This is a genomic window from Modestobacter muralis, from assembly GCF_010682105.1.
GTDB classification, from domain to species: Bacteria; Actinomycetota; Actinomycetes; order Mycobacteriales; family Geodermatophilaceae; genus Modestobacter; species Modestobacter muralis.
This window is the reverse complement of sequence record NZ_JAAGWH010000007.1, coordinates 44,538-61,842: the sequence shown is the minus strand read 5'-3', so window position 1 is coordinate 61,842 and position 17,305 is coordinate 44,538. Positions and strand designations below refer to the sequence as shown.

Sequence of the window (17,305 nt, the reverse complement as noted above, 5' to 3'; positions counted from 1 at the left end):
CGCGCAGCCCGTGTTGATCTCATCTGTGAGATATCCTTCGCCGCGATGACGATCACCGAAGAAGCGACCGGTCAGTCCCTGCGCCAGATCGGCACCTTGGTCCGCGACGCGCGGCGCCACCACGGCCTGACCCAGTCCCAGCTCGCCGAGCGCCTCGGCACCAGCCAGAGCGCCATCGCCCGGATCGAGCAGGGCAACCAGAACCTGACCCTGGAGCTGCTCGGCCGGCTGTCGGCGGCGCTGGACAGCGAGCTGATCACCGTGGGCCGCTCCGGCCCGACCCACCTGCGGGTCAGCGGCGGCCTGCCGCTGTCGGGCAGCGTGACGGTGAAGTCGTCGAAGAACGCCGCGGTCGCCCTGCTGTGCGCCTCGCTGCTCAACCGCGGCCGCACCACGCTGCGCAACGTCTCCCGGATCGTCGAGGTCGACCGCATCCTCGACGTCCTCACCTCGATCGGGGTCTCCGCCACCTGGGACGCCGCCGGCCGCGACCTGACCCTCGTCGTCCCCGAGCAGCTGGACCTGACCGCCATCGACGCCGACGCCGCCCGCCGGACCCGCAGCATCATCATGTTCCTGGGCCCGCTGCTGCACCGCGCCGAGCACTTCGAGCTGCCCTACGCCGGCGGCTGCGACCTGGGCACCCGCACGATCGAGCCGCACATGATCGCGCTGCGGCACTTCGGTCTGCAGATCGAGGCGCACGCCGGGGAGTACCACGCGACGGTGCACCGCCCGGAGTCCCGCGACCGCTCCATCGTGCTGACCGAGCGCGGCGACACGGTCACCGAGAACGCGCTGCTGGCCGCCGCCCGCCACGACGGGACGACCACCATCCGCAACGCCAGCCCGAACTACATGGTCCAGGACCTGTGCCTGTACCTGGAGAAGCTGGGCGTGGGCATCTCCGGCTTCGGGACGACGACCCTGGTGGTCACCGGCTCACCGGTGCTCGACGCCGACGTCGACTACACGATCTCCGAGGACCCGGTCGAGGCGATGAGCCTGCTGACCGCCGGCATCGTGACCGGCTCGGAGCTGACCGTGCGCCGGGCGCCGATCGAGTTCCTGGAGATCGAGCTGGCCACGCTCACCGAGATGGGGCTGCAGTACGACCTGTCCGCGGAGTACGCCGCCGACAACGGCCGCACCCGGCTCGTCGACGTCACCATCCACCCCTCGCAGCTGCGGGCGCCGATCGACAAGATCCACCCGATGCCGTTCCCGGGGCTGAACATCGACAACCTGCCGTTCTTCGCCGTCATCGCGGCCACCGCGACCGGCGAGACCGTCATCCACGACTGGGTCTACGACAACCGGGCCATCCACCTGTCCGACCTGACCCGCCTCGGCGCCGACGTCCGGCTGCTCGACCCGCACCGCGTGCTGGTCAACGGGCCCACCCGCTGGTCGGGGGCGGAGATCGTCTGCCCGCCGGCGCTGCGGCCCGCGGTGGTCATCCTGCTGGCGATGCTGGCCGCCAAGGGCGACTCGGTGCTGCGCAACGTCGACATCATCGCCCGCGGCTACGAACAGCTCTACGAGCGCCTCGTCGAGATGGGCGCCCAAATCGAGGTCTTCACCGACTGACCCCTGGGGGGCCATGTTGGCGAACATGGCCCCCGGGAGGTCACCGGACGAGCGCTGCACGCACGCGCGCGACCACGCCGTCCAGGTCGCGCAGATCGGCGGCGCTGAGCCGGACCACCAGCCAGCCGGCGCTCTCCAGACCGGCGATGCGGACGTCGTCCCGCTCGATCTGGGTCCCCTCGAAGTGGTGGGCGCCCTCGTACTCCACGGCCACCCGCGCCCCCGGGAAGGCGAGGTCGACCCGGCCCAGGAAGCGCCCGCCGGCCCGGACCTCGAACTGCGGGACGGGCACCAGCCCGGCCATCGTCAGTGCGACCCGGACCCGGGACTCGGGTGCCGACTCGGCGCGCGGGTCCACCAGCGTCAGCACCCTGCGGAACCGGACGACGCCCTTGCGCGCCGCCCCCCGGTCGACCCGCGCGGTCAGCTCGGCGAAGGTGACGCTCCCGCTGCGCACCATCGCATCGACGGCCGCGACGGCGGTCCCCAGCGACTCCTGGGCGGCGACGTCCCAGGCGGTCCGAGACGCACACGTGACCGGCACGTCGTCGCGCCACTCCACGTCCTCTGGCGCGAGGTCGGCCTGGTGCACCCGTGTCCCCTGTGGTCCGGCCCAGGGCGTGGACGGCGGCCGGAGCACCGTGACCGGGTCGTGGGCGCCGGCGAACGGGGCGCCGGGCCAGGCGGCGGCGGAGTGACCGCCCAGGACGCACCCGGCCGGCAACAGCAGGGCCACCCCCCGGCAGCGGAGCCGGTGGTCGTGCACGAGTCCCGGATCGGCGTAGACGCCGTGGACCAGTCGCCGGTAGCTCCGGGCGCGCAACTGCCGGCGGGTGATCAGCCCCTCGGCGATCGCCTGGCTGCCGATGAACACCCCGGGGAGCAGTCGCGCGGACACCCGGGCGAGCCTGCCGGAACCGGCGCCGACCGCACCGCCGCCGTCCACAGGCAGGAGGGCCATGTTCGCGAACATGGCCCCGGCCAGGGGCCATGTTCGCGAACATGGCCCCGGCTGGAGCGGTCAGGAGTGGAGGAGGACGCTGACGCCGACGCAGGCGAGGGCCCAGAGGCCGCTGGCGAGGGTGCCGATGATGAAGCGCTCGGCGGCGACCGGGGCCTTGAGCTCGTTGAAGCGGCCCAGGCCCTTGACCGCGACCAGCACCGGCAGGCCCTCCTTGTACTGGGCCAGCACGACCGCGGCCACGGCCGTGCGCTCGAGGACGCCGATCCAGGTGCCCCCGCGCAGCACCTCGGGGTCCGAGGCCCGCCGCCGGTCCGGCCCACGGTCGGGGTCGGCGGCGCGCAGCACCGCGGTGGTGACCGGCCCGCCACCGAGGGCGGCCGCGGTGACCGCGAGCACCACGCCGGCGGTCTCGACAGCGTCGCTGAGCCGGCCGGTGCGCCACGCCAGCGCGGCGGCCACCGCCAGCACCGACACCAGGAACAGCGCCCCGGCCGGGCTGCGCCGGCGGTCGCTGCGCGGGGTCAGCACCGCACCCGCGACGGTGACCACGGCGAGCAGGACGAGCACGGCGATGCTCACCGGCCGCTCACCCCGCTGCCCGGGCGAGCAGCCGGGTGGCCACCGGCCGCAGGTCGCGCTCGATCTCCCAGCTCCCCGCGGCCAGCCGCTGGCCGACCGCCTGCCGGGTGACCCCGAGCTCGGCCGCGGCCTCGACCTGGGTCCGGCCGGCCTCGACGTGCGCGATGGCCTCCCAGGCCTGGACGCTGCGCCGCTCGAGCAGGGCGGCCAGCGCGGTCAGCACCGCCTGGGCGTCGCCGGCGGGCTCACCGACCACCCCCCGGACGGCGATCCGCACCGGACGCTTCTTGGCCGCCTCCACCGCCGCCCGGGCGGCGAGGAAGGCCGGACCGGCGCCGGCCCGGGTGCTGCTGGGCAGCGGCGTCTGCACCGGGCCGGCGCCGATGCCGATGCTCCAGTCACCGTCCCGGACCAGCCGTCGGACAGCCTCGACGACCGCCGCGGCGTCGTCCAGCACGCCCTGGAACTCATCGCCCGCGGTGCGCTCGAAGCGCAGCACCGTGGGCACGCCGGAGAGCACGGCGAGCGCACCGGGCACCCGGTCGGGGGCACGGCGACTCCCCCGCTGGTCGATCGTCAGCACGAAGGGCACCCCGCAAGTCCAGCAGCTTGCAACGCGGAATGCAAGGACCTGGCCTTGGCGGGTCGCGGTCAGGCGCCGGTGAGCTGGGGCGGAAAGCCACCGGTGGCGACCGGCCCCCAGCGCTCGATGGTCACCCGCAGCAGCGACTTGCCCTGGCGGACCATCGCCGCCCGGTACTCGTCCCAGTCGGGGTGTTCACCGCTGATGGCCCGGAAGTAGTCGACCAGCGGCTCGACGGAGTCGGGCAGGTCGAGCACCTCGGCCGTGCCGTCGACCTGCACCCAGGGGCCGTCGAAGTCGTCGGACAGCACGCACATCGACACCCGCGGGTCGCGCCGGGCGTTGACCACCTTGGCCCGCTGCGGGTACGTCGAGACGACCACCCGGCCGGCCTCGTCGACACCACAGGTCACCGGGGACAGCTGCGGGGTCCCGTCGCCGCGACGGGTCATCAGCAGGGCCTTGTGCCGGGGGCGGAGGAAGGCGAGCAGCTCGTCGCGCTCGACGCGGTCGGCGGTGGCGGTCTTCGGCATGGGGGCAACCTACGACGCGGGTACGACAGCGGCCTCGCGGGTGTGACCTCGCCCGATCGACGAGTGCGCGGGCGCGGGATGTGTTGGGATCTGTCCATGCCCGACGACCGTTCCGCCGACCCCACCGACACCACCGGTACCGGGGGCAGCGGAGCGACGAGCACCGGCCCCGCCGGCGACGACCCGAACTCGGTCGGCACGAGGGCCCCCGCGCCGGGCCCCGACCGCACCCGCCGCCTGCAGGCGGCCACCCGCGGCGTGGCCATCGGCTCGGCCCAGCTGATCCTGATCGTCATCGCCCTGGTGATCCTGGGCCGGGTCTTCAGCATCATGTGGGTCGTCCTGCTCCCCGTGGTCCTGGGGCTGTTGTTCACCACCGTGCTGTGGCCGCTCACCCGGTTCCTGCGCTCGCACTCCTGGCCGCCGGCGCTCGCCGCCGCGACCGTGCTGCTGGGCTTCCTCGCCGTCATCGGCGGCATCTTCGCCGTGATCGTCCCGCAGGTGGTGAGCCAGGTCGAGGAGGTCGCCAACCAGTTCAGCGGCGGCCTGCAGGAGGTGCAGGGCTACCTCGCCGGCCCGCCGTTCAACCTCGACGACGACCAGGTCGGCAACGCCGTCCAGGCGCTGATCGACCGGGTGCAGAGCAACGCCACCCAGATCGCCTCGTACGCGGCCTCCACCGCCGCCACGGTCGGCAACATCGTCCTCAACCTGATCCTCGCGCTGCTGCTCACCTTCTTCTTCCTCAAGGACGGGCCCAAGTGGGTGCCGTGGCTGGCCGCGCAGACCGGCCCGCGCGCCGCCCCGCACGTGGCCGCGCTGTCGGTGAAGACGTGGGCGACCCTGTCGGAGTTCATCAAGTCGCAGGCGCTGGTCGGGTTCGTCGACGCGTTCTTCATCGGCCTGGGCCTGCTGGTCCTGGGCGTGCCGCTGGTGCTGCCGCTGACCGTGCTGACCTTCTTCGGCGCCTTCATCCCGATCATCGGTGCCTTCGCCGCCGGGGCGTTCGCGGTGCTCATCGCGCTGGTCAGCGTCGGGCTCACCAAGGCGCTGATCGTGCTGGGCATCGTCGTGCTGGTCCAGCAGCTGGAGGGCAACGTGCTCCAGCCGATCCTGCAGGGCCGCGGGCTCAACCTGCACGCCGCGGTGGTCATCCTCGCGGTCACCGCCGGCAGCAGCATGTTCGGCATCATCGGCGCCTTCCTGTCGGTGCCGGTCGCCGCGCTGATCGCCGTCTTCTACCGCTACGGCCGCGACCAGCTCGACGGCCTGTCCCCCGAGGTGGCCGCCGACGGCACCAGCCAGCAGCTGGCCGGCGACTCCTCCGGTGCCCAGCTGGTGCGCCGCAAGGCGGAGAAGGTGGACACCGCGCCGATGGTGAACCCCGACTCCGAGGGCGCCGAGGACGCCGGCACCACCGCCGACGGGCACCGGGTCGGGCTCATCGGGAATGCCGCGCGCCGGCTGCGCCTTCACCGCTGACAGGCCTCCACCCGACCCGGAGGCAGTCGACCCAGGAGGAGCACCCGTGCCGCAGCGACCGGAGGACCTCGTCGAGGTCCTCCCCCCGGCCGAGCCGTTCCTCATCCGTGAGGCGTCGGTCGGCTCACCCGAGCAGCGGCGCGGGCTCGTGCTCGTCCACGACCTGGCCGGCGAGTTCGACGCCGCCCATGCCGGCGCGCTCGCCGGCGCGCACCTGCTCGACGCCCTGCCCAACGAGGTCATCGCCCGCTTCGACGCCGACGCCCTGGTCGACTACCGCGGCCACCGGCCGCGGATCGTCTTCTCCGGCGACCGCTACGAGTCGATCGTCTCCCCCGAGATCGCGCTCTACGCCCTTGAGGACGACGCCGGGACGCCGTTCCTGCTGCTGCACGGCGCCGAGCCGGACTTCGCCTGGGAGCGCTTCGTCGCCGCGGTCATCGGCCTGGTCGACCGGCTCGGGGTGACCTCCGTGGTCGCCCTGCACGCCTTCCCGATGCCGGTCCCGCACACCCGCCCGGTGACCGTGACCGCGCACGCCACCCGCCGCCAGCTGATCGAGTCCTACCCGGTCTACTGGGGCGAGATGCGGGTGCCCGGCAGCGTCGGCGCCCTGCTGGAGATGCGGCTCGGCCAGGCCGGCGTGGACGCGCTCGGCATCGGCGCGCACGTCCCGCACTACCTGGCCCAAGCCACCTACCCCGCGGCCTCGCTCACCCTGCTCGAGCACCTGGCGGAGCTGACCGGGCTGCACGTGCCGACCGAGACGCTGCGCGAGGCCGCCGAGGCCAACCGCACCGAGGTCGACGAGCAGATCGCCCGGTCCAGCGAGAACACCGCCGTCGTGGCCGCCCTCGAGCAGCAGTTCGACGACTTCACCGCCTCCCGCGAGGAGACCGGCCTGCTCGGCTTCAGCGGGCAGATGCCCAGCGGTGACGAGCTGGGCGCGCAGATCGAGCAGTTCCTCGCCGAGCAGGACGACCGCCCCACCGACTGAGGCGCTCCCCCCTCAGAGCGCGCCGAGCGGGTCCCCGACGTCCATCCGGGCGATCAGGTCCCCGGTGAGCGTGTGGGTGTGCAGGACGGTCGCCCCGCCCAGCAGGTCGCCGTCGGCGTCCCGGACGACCTGCCCGACGAGCACCTCGACCCGCCCGTCGGGCAGCGCGCGGACCCGCCGGGGCCGCATCGCCACGTCCAGCACCGCCCACTGGTCCCGCCAGTGGTCCCGCACTGCGTCCCGCCCGCGCAGGCGCCCACCGCCCATCGGCTCGGGCCAGTCGACGTCGAGGCTCAGCAGCCCGGCCAGGCCGTCGACGTCCCGGGCGTTGATCGCCTCGTACAGCTGCGTGACGCCGTCCACGCCAGCACCGTAGCGACCCCGGACAGCACTGCGGGCCACGACCGGATCGGTCGTGGCCCGCAGGTGGTGCGGTCGGGGCGTCAGCCCCGGTGGGTCACTTCGCGAGGACGACGCGCTCGTTGGGCACGGTGTGCGTCATCGTCAGGCCGGTGACGTCCCGGGGGCCGTTCTTGCCCAGGTTCGCCGCACGCTGCAGCTCCTCCTCCGACAGCGTCTGGGTCTGGAGGGGCTCCAGGCCACGGACGTCGTCGGCGCTGATGCCCAGGCCCTCACCGACGCGGGCACCCAGCTCGTCGTCGCACATGAGGAAGTGCCACACCATCCGCTGCTGCACCTCGGGGACGGCCTGACCGATGAGCGTGACGAAGTTGGCGACCAGGTCGTCCTTCTCCCACTGCTCCATCAGCTGGTAGCGCTGACCGGCCTGCGTGTAGTCGTTCGTCCGCTCGATCCGCTTGCGGGTCAGCCGGCCGGTGATCTCCGGGCCCTGCTCGTCGTGCGTGGGGTACTGGGCCTCACGCAGGCCGCCGGTGATGGACGGCTCGTAGTTGACGTGCGGGTTCTGGCCGGGTGCGAGGTCGACGCCGAAGGACATCTGCCCGCCGCGCTGGTTGGTCTGCACGACCGCGTTCTTGGCCGAGTTGACCGGCAGCTGCAGGTAGTTCGGGCCCACCCGGTAGCGCTGCGCGTCGGAGTAGGAGAACGTGCGGCCGACCAGCATCTTGTCGTCGGAGAAGTCCATCCCGTCGACGAGGACGCCGGTACCGAACGCGCTCTGCTCGTTCTCGTTGTGGTGGTCGTCGACGTTGCGGTTCAGCGTCATCGTGCCGACCAGCTTGGGCTCGAACTCGTTCTCCGGCCACACCTTGGTGTCGTCGAGGGGGTCGAAGTCCAGCTCGGGGTGGTCGTGGTCGTCCATCAGCTGGACGTAGAGGTCCCACTGCGGGAAGTCGCCGCGCTCGATGGCCTCGAAGAGGTCCTTGGAGGCGTGCCCGAGGTCGCCGCCCTGGATCACCGCGGCGTCGGCGTCGGTCAGGCTCTTGACGCCCTGCTTGGGCAGCCAGTGGTACTTGACCAGCTTGGTCTCACCCGCGGCGTTGACCCACTTGTAGGTGTTCACGCCGAAGCCCTGCATGTGCCGGTAGTCGGCGGGGATGCCACGCGGGGAGAACAGGTTGACCAGCATGTGCATGGCCTCGGGCGTCTGCGACATGAAGTCGAAGATCCGGGCCGGCTCCTGGCGGAAGGTGATCGGGTCGGGCTTCAGGGAGTGGATGACGTCGGGGAACTTGATCGCGTCGCGGATGAAGAACACCGCGAGGTTGTTGCCGACGATGTCCCAGTTGCCGTCCTCGGTGTAGAACTTCACCGCGAAGCCGCGCGGGTCACGCGCCGCCTCGGAGGAGTCCCGGCCGCCGATGACGGTGGAGAAGCGGATGGCCAGCGGCGTCTTCTTGCCCGGGGCGTTGAACAGCTTGGCCCGGGTGTAGCGCTCGATCGGCTCGTCACCCCAGGTGCCGGTGGCCTCGAACTCGCCGTAGGCCACGAAGCCACGGGCGTGGACGACGCGCTCGGGGATGCGCTCGCGGTCGAAGTGGCTGATCTTCTCCAGGAACTGGTAGTTCTCCAGGGTCGCCGGGCCGCGCGAGCCCACCGTCCGCGAGTTCTGGTTGTCGTAGACCGGGTGGCCCTGACGGTTGGTCAGGATCGGCCGGCTCGCCTCACTGGCGGCCGGGCCCTGCGATGCGACGTCGGTCATGATCGGACTCCCTCTCCGGTTGCCGTGCTGGTTGCGTTGCTGTGCTGCCTGCGCGCGACCTGACAGTCGGCGCAGAGTCCCCAGAAGACGACCTCGGCCTCGTCGACGGCGAAGCCCGCCGCGTCCGAGGGGGCCAGGCACGGGGCCGCCCCCACGACGCAGTCGACGTCGGCGATGACACCGCACCCCCGGCAGACCAGGTGGTGGTGGTTGTCACCGACCCGCAGCTCGTAGCGCGCGGTTCCGCCGGCCGGTTCGATCCGCCGGGCCATGCCCGCCCCGACCAGCGCCTTGAGCACCCCGTAGACCGCCTGCGGCGAGATCGAGGGGTGCACGGCCCGCGCCGCGGTGGCGATGGTGTCCGCGTCGACGTGCGGGTGCTCGGCGAGCACGCCCAGCACGGACAACCGGGGCCGCGTCACGCGCAGCCCCGCCGTCCGCAGCTGGTCGTCCCAGGCCGTCTCCATGCGCCCACTCAACCGTGTTGTCTTGAGTGAGTCAACTTAAGGACCCCCTGCCCCCCACCACTCGCAGGCTCGCGGCGGGGCCCTGCAGGGGGCCGGGACGGGCCTCAGGCGAAGACGATGGTGCGGTCGCCCTCGACGATGACGCGGTCCTCCACGTGCCAGGTCACCGCCTGGGCGAGCACCTGGCGCTCGACGTAGCGGCCGATGCGGCGCATGTCCTCGACCGTGGCGCGGTGGTCGACGCGGGCGACCTCCTGCTCGATGATCGGGCCGGCGTCGAGCTCTGCGGTGACGTAGTGCGCGGTCGCCCCGATCAGCTTCACCCCCCGGTCGTGCGCGGCCCGGTAGGGGTTCGCGCCGACGAAGGCCGGCAGGAAGCTGTGGTGGATGTTGATCAACCGCTCGGGGAACCGGCTGCAGAAGTCGGCGGAGACGATCTGCATGTAGCGGGCCAGCACGACCAGGTCGACGTCCCCGACCAGCTCCAGTGCGCGGGCCTCGGCGGCGTCCTTGGTCGCGGGGGTGACCGGCACGTGGTGGAAGGGCACCCCGGCGGCGCGGGCGACCGGCTCGAGGTCGAGGTGGTTGGAGACGACGGCGGCGACCTCGGCGCGCAGGTCGCCGGAGCCGACCCGGTAGAGCAGCTCCTGCAGCACGTGGTCGGCCGTGGACACGAACACCGCCAGCCGCGGCTTGCGCGCCGCCTCGGTGAGCCGCCAGGTGAACTGCCACTCCCCCGCCAGCCCGGCCAGCGCCGCCTCCAGCTGCAGCCGCCGGGTGGCCAGGTCGGCCAGCACGAACTCCAGCCGCAGCGTGAACGTGCCGCCGACCGGGTCGGAGGAGTGCTGCTGGGACTCGGTGATGTTGGCGCCGGCGTCGGCCATCAGCCGGGACAGGACGGCGACGATCCCCGGCCGGTCGGGGCAGCGGACGACGAGCCGTCCGACGTCGGCGAGGCGGGCATCCGAGGGCGCTGACATGCGCGAGATCGTCGCAGAACCGGCCGCGCCCGCCGCACGGCCACGACCGACTGCTGACATCTGCGTCCTCGTGGCCTCCTGGCCCGGGAGGCCACGAGAACGCGCATGTGGGCGCGTCAGACCGGCAGCGGGGCGCGCCGGCGGGCGGAGACGTCGAACAGGTCCCCGTGGGCCTCGACCCTGGCCAGCACGTCGTCGGTGCGGAAGCGGACCGACTCCGGGTCGCCATCCTCGCGCAGCGCGTCGACCTCGGCCCAGCGCAGCGGCGTGGAGACGGTGGCCAGCGGCCGCGCCCGCAGCGAGTACGGCGCGACCGTCGTCTTCGAGGTGTTGTTCTGGCTCCAGTCCAGCAGCACCTTGCCCGGCCGCAGCGCCTTCTCCATCCGCCACACCACGTGCTCGGGGGTCTCCGCGCTCAGCTGCTGGGCCAGCGCCTTCGCGTACCGGCTGGGGTGGTCGGCGTCGGCGCAGGTGATCGGGGCGTAGACCTGCAGCCCCTTGGAGCCCGAGGTCTTCACCACCGGGTCCAGGCCGTCGTCGACCAGCCGCTCCCGCAGCCGGTGCGCCAACTGCGCGCACTCCACGACGCTGGTGCCGGGGCCCGGGTCGAGGTCGAGCACCAGCAGGTCGGGCAGCTCCGCGCTCCCGTGCGCGCCCACCTGCCACTGCGGGACGTGCACCTCCAGCGCGGCCAGGTTCGCCGACCAGACCAGGTCCGGGACAGCAGTCAGCAGCACCATCTCCAGCGTCTCCCGGCCCTTGGTCGAGCCGGGCGAGGGCACGGTCACGGTGTGCACCCACGGCGGGGAGTGCCGGGCGTTGTTCTTCTCGAAAAACGCCTGCCCGTCCACCCCGTTCGGCCACCGGGTGAAGGTGACCGGCCGGTGCGCGACGTGCGGCAGCAGCACCGGCGCGATCCGCACGTAGTAGTCGATGACCTGGGCCTTGGTGAACCCGACCTCGGGGAAGAGCACCTTGTCCAGGTTGGACACCTCGAGCTCGCGCCCGTCGATGTGCACCCGCTGCCTCACGCGACCTCCTCGCCGGCGCTCGTCGGCCCGCTCACGGCTCCACCACCACGTCGTCCGGGTCGAGGTCGTCGCGCAGCCCGCGCCACGCGGGGTGCCGCAGCCGCCCCTCCCGCGTCCACTCGCCGAACGCGACCTCCCCGACCAGCGTCGGCTCCACCCAGTGCGCGTCGCGGGTGACCTCGCGCGGGAGCGCGTCGGCGAACGGGGACGTCGGCCGCGCGGTCAGCAGCGGTTCGAGGTCGGCCAGCGCCCGCGCGGTGAACCCGGTGCCCACGTGCCCGGCGAACACCAGCCGGCCGGTGTCGTCGTGCACGCCCAGCAGCAGCGAGCCGATGCCGCCGGCCCGCCGCCCGGCGCCGGGACGCCAGCCGCCGACGACGACGGACTGGGTGCGCAGGTTCTTCACCTTGCGCCAGTCCGGGCCCCGCCCGCCGGGCCGGTAGGCGGAGTCCAGCCGCTTGGCGACCACGCCCTCCAGCCCGTTCTCCCGGCTCGCCGCCTGCACCTGGTCGCCGTTGCCGACGAACCAGGGGGTGGTGGTCCAGCGCCCCCCGGCCAGGTCCAGGGCGTCCAGCCGCGCGCGGCGCTCGGTCCAGGGCAGGTCGAGCAGGCTCTCGCCGTCCAGCGCGAGCAGGTCGAACACCAAGTAGCTGACCGGTGCCGCGGCGGCCATCCGCGCGACCTCGGGCCCGGTGCGGTGCATGCGGCCCTGCAACAGCCCGAAGTCCGGCCGGCCCGCGGCGTCCAGCGCCACGACCTCGCCGTCGAGGACCGCGTCGCGCCCGGCGAGCACCGCCGGCAGCGCGTGCAGCTCGGGGTAGGTGGCGGTGACGTCGTTGCCGCTGCGCGCCCGCAGCCGCAGCCGGCCCGACCGCACGTGCGCCAGGGCGCGCACGCCGTCCCACTTGAACTCGTAGCCCCAGCGCGGGTCGTCGGCCGGCGGCAGCTGACCGATCGCGGCCAGCATCGGCGGCATGTCCTCGGGCACGCCGTCGGCGACCGGGGCCGCCGTCACCGGGTCGGGGTCCAGCCGGCGCAGGTTCCAGCTGCCGTCGGGCAGCCGGAACAGCAGGTACCGGCCGGTCAGCCGGGAGCCGTCGAAGGCGACGGTGACGTGGTCGTCGGTCCACTTCTCGGTGGCGTAGCGGCCGGCGTCCCAGATGGTCGACACTCCCCCGCCGTACTCCCCGGCCGGGATGGCGCCGGAGAAGGAGGCGTACTCCAGCGGGTGGTCCTCGGTGGGCACGGCGAGCCGGTTGAGCCCGGGCTCCAGCGGCGGGCCCTTGGGCACCGCCCAGCTCTTCAGCACCCCGTCGCGCTCCAGCCGCAGGTCCCAGTGCACGCGCTCGCCCGTGCGGCCGCGCGGCGTGTGGTGCTCGTGGACGACGAACGTGTCGTCCTCGCCCCGGGGCAGCGGCTGACCGGCGGGCGGGACCGGCTCGGCGGTGCGGGTCGGGTCCCGCCTGGCCCGGTAGGTGGCCAGCGGATCGGCGGCGGCCACCGGGTCAGGCGGTCTTGCGGGCCCGGGGCGCGCGCTTGGCCGGCTTCGCGGGCTCCTCGGCCGGCTCCGCCGCAGCGGCGGCCTTCTTCGCCGGGGCGCGCTTGGCGGGGGCCTTGGCGGGGGCGGCCTTCCTGGCAGCGGCCTTCTTCGCCGGCTTGGCGGGCGGGGCGTCGGTCGCGCCGTCGTCGGTGTCGTCGTCCGCGGCCGGCGCGGGGGCGGAGCCGCCGGCGCGCTCGACGCTGCGGCGCAGCGCGCTCATCAGGTCGACGACCGCGCCACCACCGGTGTCAGCGGCCTCGGGGGCGGCCTGGACCTCACCGCCGGACTGCTTGGCCTCCAGCAGCGCCTGCATGGCCTCGCGGTAGTCGTCGGTGAACGCGGTGGGGTCGAAGTCGCCGGCCATCGTGGAGATCAGCGACTCGGCCATCGCCAGCTCCTGCGGCTTGACGGCGACCTCCTCGTCGAGGAAGGCGAAGCCGGGACGGCGGATCTCGTCGGGCCAGCGCATCGTGTGCAGCACCAGGACGCCCTCGCGCACCCGCAATGCGGCCAGCGACTCGCGCTGCCGGATCGCGATCTTGGTGATCGCCACCTGGCCGGCGTTCTCCAGCGCGGTGCGCAGCAGCACGTAGGGCCGCGTCGCGACGCCGTCGGGCTCCAGGTAGTAGGTCTTCTCGAAGTGGATCGGGTCGATCTGGGCCTGGTCGACGAACTGCAGCACCTCGATCTCCCGGGTGGTGACCAGCGGGAGCTCGTCGAAGTCGGCGTCGGTCAGCACGACCAGCTGCCCGTCGGGCAGCTCGTAGCCCTTGCCGATGTCGTTGAACTCGACGGTCTCGCCGTCGACGGAGCAGACCCGCTGGTACTTGACCCGCCCGCCGTCGGTCTTGTGCACCTGGTGGAAGCGGATGTCGTGGTCCTCGGTGGCCGAGTACAGCTTCACCGCGATGGAGACCAGGCCGAAGGAGACCGCGCCACGCCAGATGGACCGCACGTCCCACCTCCTGTCCGCGGGGTCCTCAGGACCCCGTCGTCTCGACGAGATCCGAGACTAGGTCCGCAGCCGGTGTTCCGGCAGGGTGAGCCGGTCACCCAGCGCAAGGGACCACCCCGTCGGGTGACCTGGGAGACCCGCGGCCATCGGGGCCGCCTCGCACGAGGCGGACCCGCTGGCCACGGAGCGTGACCAGGACGAACCCCTCAGGCGCCGTCGGCGGGCTTCAACGCACCGTTCTGGATGGCGTCGTAGACGAACTGCAGGACGTCGGAGCCGGCCACCATCGTCATCGTCAGCGCGGCCAGCCGGGTCGCCCGGGGCGCGGTCACGTACCCGAGCACGAAGCCGGTGCCCACCCACTGGGCCAGGCAGAACGGACAGGTGACGAGCTCACCGACGGCGTGCTTGACGCCGCCGTGCTCGCGCACCTCCTCGGCCACCTCGGCCTCACCGGACGTGCCCTGGTAGCTGACGAACGGTGCCCGCAGGGGTGCGGTGACCGGGTCCTTGGCGATCCGTCGAGCCAGCCGGAAGGTGCCGACGGTGAGCAGCACGGCGTCCCCGATCGGGATCCGGGTCGGCAGCTCCCGCCCGGACACCCGGATGGCGGTCGCCGCTGCCCCGACGAGGCCGACGTAGACGCTCATCGCACCCAGGTCGGCACCCAGCGGGCGCGGCTCGCCCTGGGTGTACTCCTGCTTCTGGACCCGCGCCCAGCGCCGCACCGGTGCGCTGATCCGCTGGACCTCGTCTGTGATCGCCATGTCGACCGCGGTACCCCCCGCGTCGCCCGGCCATGCCGGGGCGGGACGGGCGTCACGCATGGTGGGCGGAGGGACGGGTAGGGCCGAGATCACGACGCCGGTCACCCGACCGGCTCCCTGTCCCCTGCGGACGGACGAGCGTGCCCAGCACGCAGGACGGAGGCACCACCATGACCGCACCGGACCCCACCGACCAGGCCGCGATCGACCAGGCAGCCCGTGACGGCGCGCTGAACGACGCCGAGTTCCCCGACGACGAGCGCGGCCTCACCGGCGCCCGCGACGGCGTGACCGGCGACGTCGGCCCCGAGGGCCAGACCGCCCGCGACATCTCCTACGAGGACGACGGCGTCCCCGAGATCGCCGACGACGACATCCAGACCGCCGCCCTGGCCGAGGACCCGCAGTTCGAGCCGGTCCCCGGCGAGCGCGCCAACGCCAGCGTCGACTTCGGGACGACGGCCTTCGAGCAGGCCGAGGGCGAGTCCCTGTCCGGTCGGCTCGAGCGCGAGGTGCCCGACGACGCCGCCGCTGTCCGCCCGGCCGAGGACCCCGACCGCGCGTTCGCCCAGCTCGACCAGGACGAGGACACCGACGCCCTCAGCGACTCCGGCACCAACCGCACCGGCGACGACGTCGAGGCCTTCGCCGACGCGCCGGCCGGCGGCGAGGGTCCCGAGGAGAGCGCGGTGCACGTCGTCCAGGACAGCTGAGCGGACCCGGCAGCACGCCCGGGCGGCCACCGCCCGGGCCCTGGGTGGTGTGGCGATCATGCCGCGACTAGGTTGGGCGCCACGGTTGAGCAGCCAGCCGCTGCCTGTCCGGAACTGACCGGGCAGGTCGTGCCCGGAACCCCGGTGCACCGAGGCCACACCCCGTCCGGACCGTGTACAGCGCTACATTGGTCCGGCGAAGGCGTGCCCGCGGGGCACCGCCGCTGAGAGGAGCTGCAGTCCGTGACCTCATCTGACTCACCCGCCGAGGGCTCGCGCGACGTGTCGGCCCCCGCTGACTCGAACGAAGCGCCCTTCGACGACGTGATCACGCTGTCGACGTCCACCGACGACGACGGCACGGTCACCGTGACCGTCGTCGGCGAGGTCGACACGTTCACCGCCCCGGTCCTCCGGGCGTCCCTGGACACCCAGCTCGAGCAGCAGCCCACTGCACTCGTGATCGACCTGTGCGGGGTCCAGTTCCTGGGCTCGGCCGGCCTGGCCGTGCTCGTGGAGACCCAGAAGTCCGCACGCTCCCGCGACGTCGGTCTGCGGCTGGTGGCCAACACCCGCGCCGTGACCCGCCCGCTGGAGGTGACCGGTCTGATCGACCTGTTCACCATCGCCGAGAAGGCCTGACGCCCCCGGCACAGCACTCCCGGGGCCCCGGCCCCACAGACGACGAAGGCGCCCCGCAGCCGCGGGGCGCCTTCGTCGTCTCCGGCCCCGCCGCGAGCTCGCGAGCGGTGGGGTCCCGACCCCGTCCGGAGGCTCGCCCGAGCGTGCGAGGGATGAGGCGGACGGGGTCCTTCCACCTCGGTCAGGGCGTGAGCATCGCGCAGACCGCTGCCTCGATGGTGCGCTGGGCGGTGCGATCGTCCGGGGCCTGCGCGGCCTCGGCGAGCGCGTCGGCGACGGACTCCCCGTGCTCCCAGCGGTCGACCACCCGCGGGTCCACGTAGCTGTTCTTGGCCACCGTCGGGGTGTTGCCCAGCTGCTCGCTGACCCGCACGTAGGCGGCCTTGACCACCTTGTTGCGGGCGGTCTTGCTGCTCGGCTTGGGCTCCTCGGCCAGCGTGGCGGCCATCAGCACCGTGGCGCTCCAGGTGCGGAAGTCCTTGGCGGTGATCTCCGCGCCGCTGATCTCCTTGAGGTAGGCGTTGATCTCGTCGCTGGTGACGTCGTGCCAGCTGCCGTCCTCCAGCGGATAACCCAGCAGCTCCTGCCCCTGGTCGGCCGGGCGCTCCAGCAGCTGCCGGACGACGGTGGCCGTCGGCCGGTCCAGCAGCTCGACCTCACGCTCGATGCCGTGCTTGGCCCGGTAGTGGAAGAACACCCGCTCACCGCGCACCGAGACGTGCTCGCGGCGCAGCGTGGCCAGGCCGTAGGTGCCGTTGTCCTCGGCGTACTGCTCGCTGCCGATCCGGAAGGCCCCCAGGTCCAGCAGCCGGACGGCGCAGGCCAGCACCCGGTCGCGGTTGAGCCCGCGGGTGCGCAGCGCGGCCACCACCTCGTCGCGGACGTCGGGCAGCTGCTGGGAGATCTCCAGGACCCGCTCGTGCTTGGCGGCGTCCCGCTTGACCCGCCACTCGTCGTGGTAGCGGTACTGCCGCCGGCCGGCGGCGTCGGTCCCCACGGCCTGGATGTGGCCGTTGGGCCACGGGCAGATCCAGACGTCCTTCCAGGCCGGCGGGATGGCCAGCGACTTGAGCCGGTCGAGCCGCTCGTCCCGGATCAGGACGCCGTCGGCGTCGTAGTAGGCGAAGCTGCGTCCGGCCCGCCGCCTGGTCCAGCCCTTGGCGTGCACGTCACTGCGGCGGAGTCTCACCCCGGTCAGGTGGGCACGACCGGGTCGCCTCAAACCCGCCCGCGTGAACAGTCACCCACGAGTCCCCTGTCCGGACGTCCCTCGTTTCGCGCCCGTCCAGGTGGGCATGACAGTCTGTCGGTGCAGCTGCCGTCGGTGGTGCCGGGCGCGGCCCGGGCGCCACCTGCGGGG

General features: G+C 73.1%; 18 protein-coding genes. 5 read left to right on the top strand and 13 right to left on the bottom strand.

Annotated elements, in window-relative coordinates; genetic code table 11:
* Positions 1 to 45 precede the first annotated feature (45 nt).
* On the top strand, positions 46 to 1,590 hold the full coding sequence (locus GCU67_RS02325) for a helix-turn-helix domain-containing protein (protein ID WP_163609475.1): 1,545 nt from the start codon (positions 46 to 48) through the stop codon (positions 1,588 to 1,590).
* Positions 1,591 to 1,630: 40 nt separating this feature from the next.
* Here the strand turns inward: GCU67_RS02325 and GCU67_RS02320 are convergent, their stop codons facing one another.
* From GCU67_RS02320 to GCU67_RS02305, 4 genes are read right to left on the bottom strand one after another with little or no spacing between them, the layout of a single operon-like run.
* Positions 1,631 to 2,551 (bottom strand): endonuclease domain-containing protein, encoded by a 921-nt coding sequence (locus tag GCU67_RS02320; RefSeq protein WP_163609474.1) that lies wholly within the window; start codon positions 2,549 to 2,551, stop codon positions 1,631 to 1,633.
* Between the two features lie 60 nt (positions 2,552 to 2,611).
* Positions 2,612 to 3,133 carry a hypothetical protein gene (locus GCU67_RS02315; protein WP_163609473.1) on the bottom strand — a complete coding sequence of 174 codons (522 nt, stop codon included), beginning with the start codon at positions 3,131 to 3,133 and terminating at the stop codon, positions 2,612 to 2,614.
* Positions 3,134 to 3,140: 7 nt separating this feature from the next.
* Positions 3,141 to 3,725 carry a hypothetical protein gene (locus GCU67_RS02310; protein ID WP_163609472.1) on the bottom strand — a complete coding sequence of 195 codons (585 nt, stop codon included), beginning with the start codon at positions 3,723 to 3,725 and terminating at the stop codon, positions 3,141 to 3,143.
* Between the two features lie 59 nt (positions 3,726 to 3,784).
* Positions 3,785 to 4,249: a PPOX class F420-dependent oxidoreductase gene (locus GCU67_RS02305; protein WP_163609471.1), complete on the bottom strand. Its 465-nt coding sequence runs from the start codon at positions 4,247 to 4,249 to the stop codon at positions 3,785 to 3,787.
* A 96-nt stretch (positions 4,250 to 4,345) separates the two neighbouring features.
* On the opposite strand from GCU67_RS02305, the gene GCU67_RS02300 reads away from it, so the two are divergent.
* Complete coding sequence (locus GCU67_RS02300) at positions 4,346 to 5,731, top strand: AI-2E family transporter (protein ID WP_170310994.1); 1,386 nt, start codon at positions 4,346 to 4,348, stop codon at positions 5,729 to 5,731.
* Between the two features lie 46 nt (positions 5,732 to 5,777).
* The gene (locus GCU67_RS02295; RefSeq protein ID WP_338104709.1) at positions 5,778 to 6,728 is read left to right on the top strand and encodes a proteasome assembly chaperone family protein; all 951 of its coding nucleotides are present in this window, start codon (positions 5,778 to 5,780) and stop codon (positions 6,726 to 6,728) included.
* Between the two features lie 12 nt (positions 6,729 to 6,740).
* Here the strand turns inward: GCU67_RS02295 and GCU67_RS02290 are convergent, their stop codons facing one another.
* The 8 genes from GCU67_RS02290 to GCU67_RS02255 all read right to left on the bottom strand — a co-directional run bounded on the left by GCU67_RS02290 (position 6,741) and on the right by GCU67_RS02255 (position 14,590).
* Positions 6,741 to 7,091 (bottom strand): nuclear transport factor 2 family protein, encoded by a 351-nt coding sequence (locus GCU67_RS02290; RefSeq protein ID WP_163609468.1) that lies wholly within the window; start codon positions 7,089 to 7,091, stop codon positions 6,741 to 6,743.
* A gap of 94 nt (positions 7,092 to 7,185) precedes the next feature.
* Positions 7,186 to 8,850, bottom strand: coding sequence for a catalase (locus GCU67_RS02285; RefSeq protein ID WP_163609467.1), 1,665 nt, complete (start codon positions 8,848 to 8,850; stop codon positions 7,186 to 7,188).
* Positions 8,847 to 9,317 carry a Fur family transcriptional regulator gene (locus GCU67_RS02280; protein ID WP_163609466.1) on the bottom strand — a complete coding sequence of 157 codons (471 nt, stop codon included), beginning with the start codon at positions 9,315 to 9,317 and terminating at the stop codon, positions 8,847 to 8,849. Before GCU67_RS02280 ends, GCU67_RS02285 begins: the two co-directional genes overlap by 4 nt.
* Before the next feature lie 104 nt (positions 9,318 to 9,421).
* Positions 9,422 to 10,297, bottom strand: coding sequence for a formyltetrahydrofolate deformylase (gene purU, locus GCU67_RS02275; RefSeq protein ID WP_163609465.1), 876 nt, complete (start codon positions 10,295 to 10,297; stop codon positions 9,422 to 9,424).
* A 116-nt stretch (positions 10,298 to 10,413) separates the two neighbouring features.
* Positions 10,414 to 11,328: a non-homologous end-joining DNA ligase gene (gene ligD / locus GCU67_RS02270; protein WP_163609464.1), complete on the bottom strand. Its 915-nt coding sequence runs from the start codon at positions 11,326 to 11,328 to the stop codon at positions 10,414 to 10,416.
* Positions 11,329 to 11,359: 31 nt separating this feature from the next.
* Positions 11,360 to 12,829, bottom strand: a complete 1,470-nt coding sequence (gene ligD / locus GCU67_RS02265) for a non-homologous end-joining DNA ligase (RefSeq protein WP_163609463.1) — start codon at positions 12,827 to 12,829, stop codon at positions 11,360 to 11,362.
* Between the two features lie 4 nt (positions 12,830 to 12,833).
* A complete protein-coding gene (gene ku, locus GCU67_RS02260) occupies positions 12,834 to 13,823 on the bottom strand; it encodes a non-homologous end joining protein Ku (protein WP_163609462.1) in 990 nt (329 codons plus the stop codon).
* A gap of 206 nt (positions 13,824 to 14,029) precedes the next feature.
* A complete protein-coding gene (locus GCU67_RS02255) occupies positions 14,030 to 14,590 on the bottom strand; it encodes a DUF1360 domain-containing protein (protein WP_163609461.1) in 561 nt (186 codons plus the stop codon).
* 170 nt (positions 14,591 to 14,760) lie between these two features.
* On the opposite strand from GCU67_RS02255, the gene GCU67_RS02250 reads away from it, so the two are divergent.
* Entirely contained in the window at positions 14,761 to 15,303 is a 543-nt protein-coding gene (locus tag GCU67_RS02250; protein ID WP_163609460.1) for a hypothetical protein, read from the top strand.
* Positions 15,304 to 15,546: 243 nt separating this feature from the next.
* Positions 15,547 to 15,945, top strand: a complete 399-nt coding sequence (locus GCU67_RS02245; RefSeq protein ID WP_014740101.1) for an STAS domain-containing protein — start codon at positions 15,547 to 15,549, stop codon at positions 15,943 to 15,945.
* 181 nt (positions 15,946 to 16,126) lie between these two features.
* On the opposite strand, the gene GCU67_RS02240 is transcribed toward GCU67_RS02245, so the two are convergent.
* Positions 16,127 to 17,134, bottom strand: a complete 1,008-nt coding sequence (locus tag GCU67_RS02240) for a DNA topoisomerase IB (RefSeq protein WP_338104707.1) — start codon at positions 17,132 to 17,134, stop codon at positions 16,127 to 16,129.
* Between the last annotated feature and the right edge of the window lie 171 nt (positions 17,135 to 17,305).

Excerpts from the sequence above, each read along its gene's own strand:
- GCU67_RS02325 (WP_163609475.1), top strand. The coding sequence starts at position 46 with ATGACGATCACCGAAGAAGCGACCGGTCAGTCCCTGCGCCAGATCGGC.
- GCU67_RS02320 (WP_163609474.1), bottom strand. The coding sequence starts at position 2,551 with ATGGCCCTCCTGCCTGTGGACGGCGGCGGTGCGGTCGGCGCCGGTTCC.
- GCU67_RS02305 (WP_163609471.1), bottom strand. The coding sequence starts at position 4,249 with ATGCCGAAGACCGCCACCGCCGACCGCGTCGAGCGCGACGAGCTGCTC.
- GCU67_RS02300 (WP_170310994.1), top strand. The coding sequence starts at position 4,346 with ATGCCCGACGACCGTTCCGCCGACCCCACCGACACCACCGGTACCGGG.
- GCU67_RS02285 (WP_163609467.1), bottom strand. The coding sequence starts at position 8,850 with ATGACCGACGTCGCATCGCAGGGCCCGGCCGCCAGTGAGGCGAGCCGG.
- GCU67_RS02280 (WP_163609466.1), bottom strand. The coding sequence starts at position 9,317 with ATGGAGACGGCCTGGGACGACCAGCTGCGGACGGCGGGGCTGCGCGTG.
- purU (WP_163609465.1), bottom strand. The coding sequence starts at position 10,297 with ATGTCAGCGCCCTCGGATGCCCGCCTCGCCGACGTCGGACGGCTCGTC.
- GCU67_RS02255 (WP_163609461.1), bottom strand. The coding sequence starts at position 14,590 with ATGGCGATCACAGACGAGGTCCAGCGGATCAGCGCACCGGTGCGGCGC.
- GCU67_RS02250 (WP_163609460.1), top strand. The coding sequence starts at position 14,761 with ATGACCGCACCGGACCCCACCGACCAGGCCGCGATCGACCAGGCAGCC.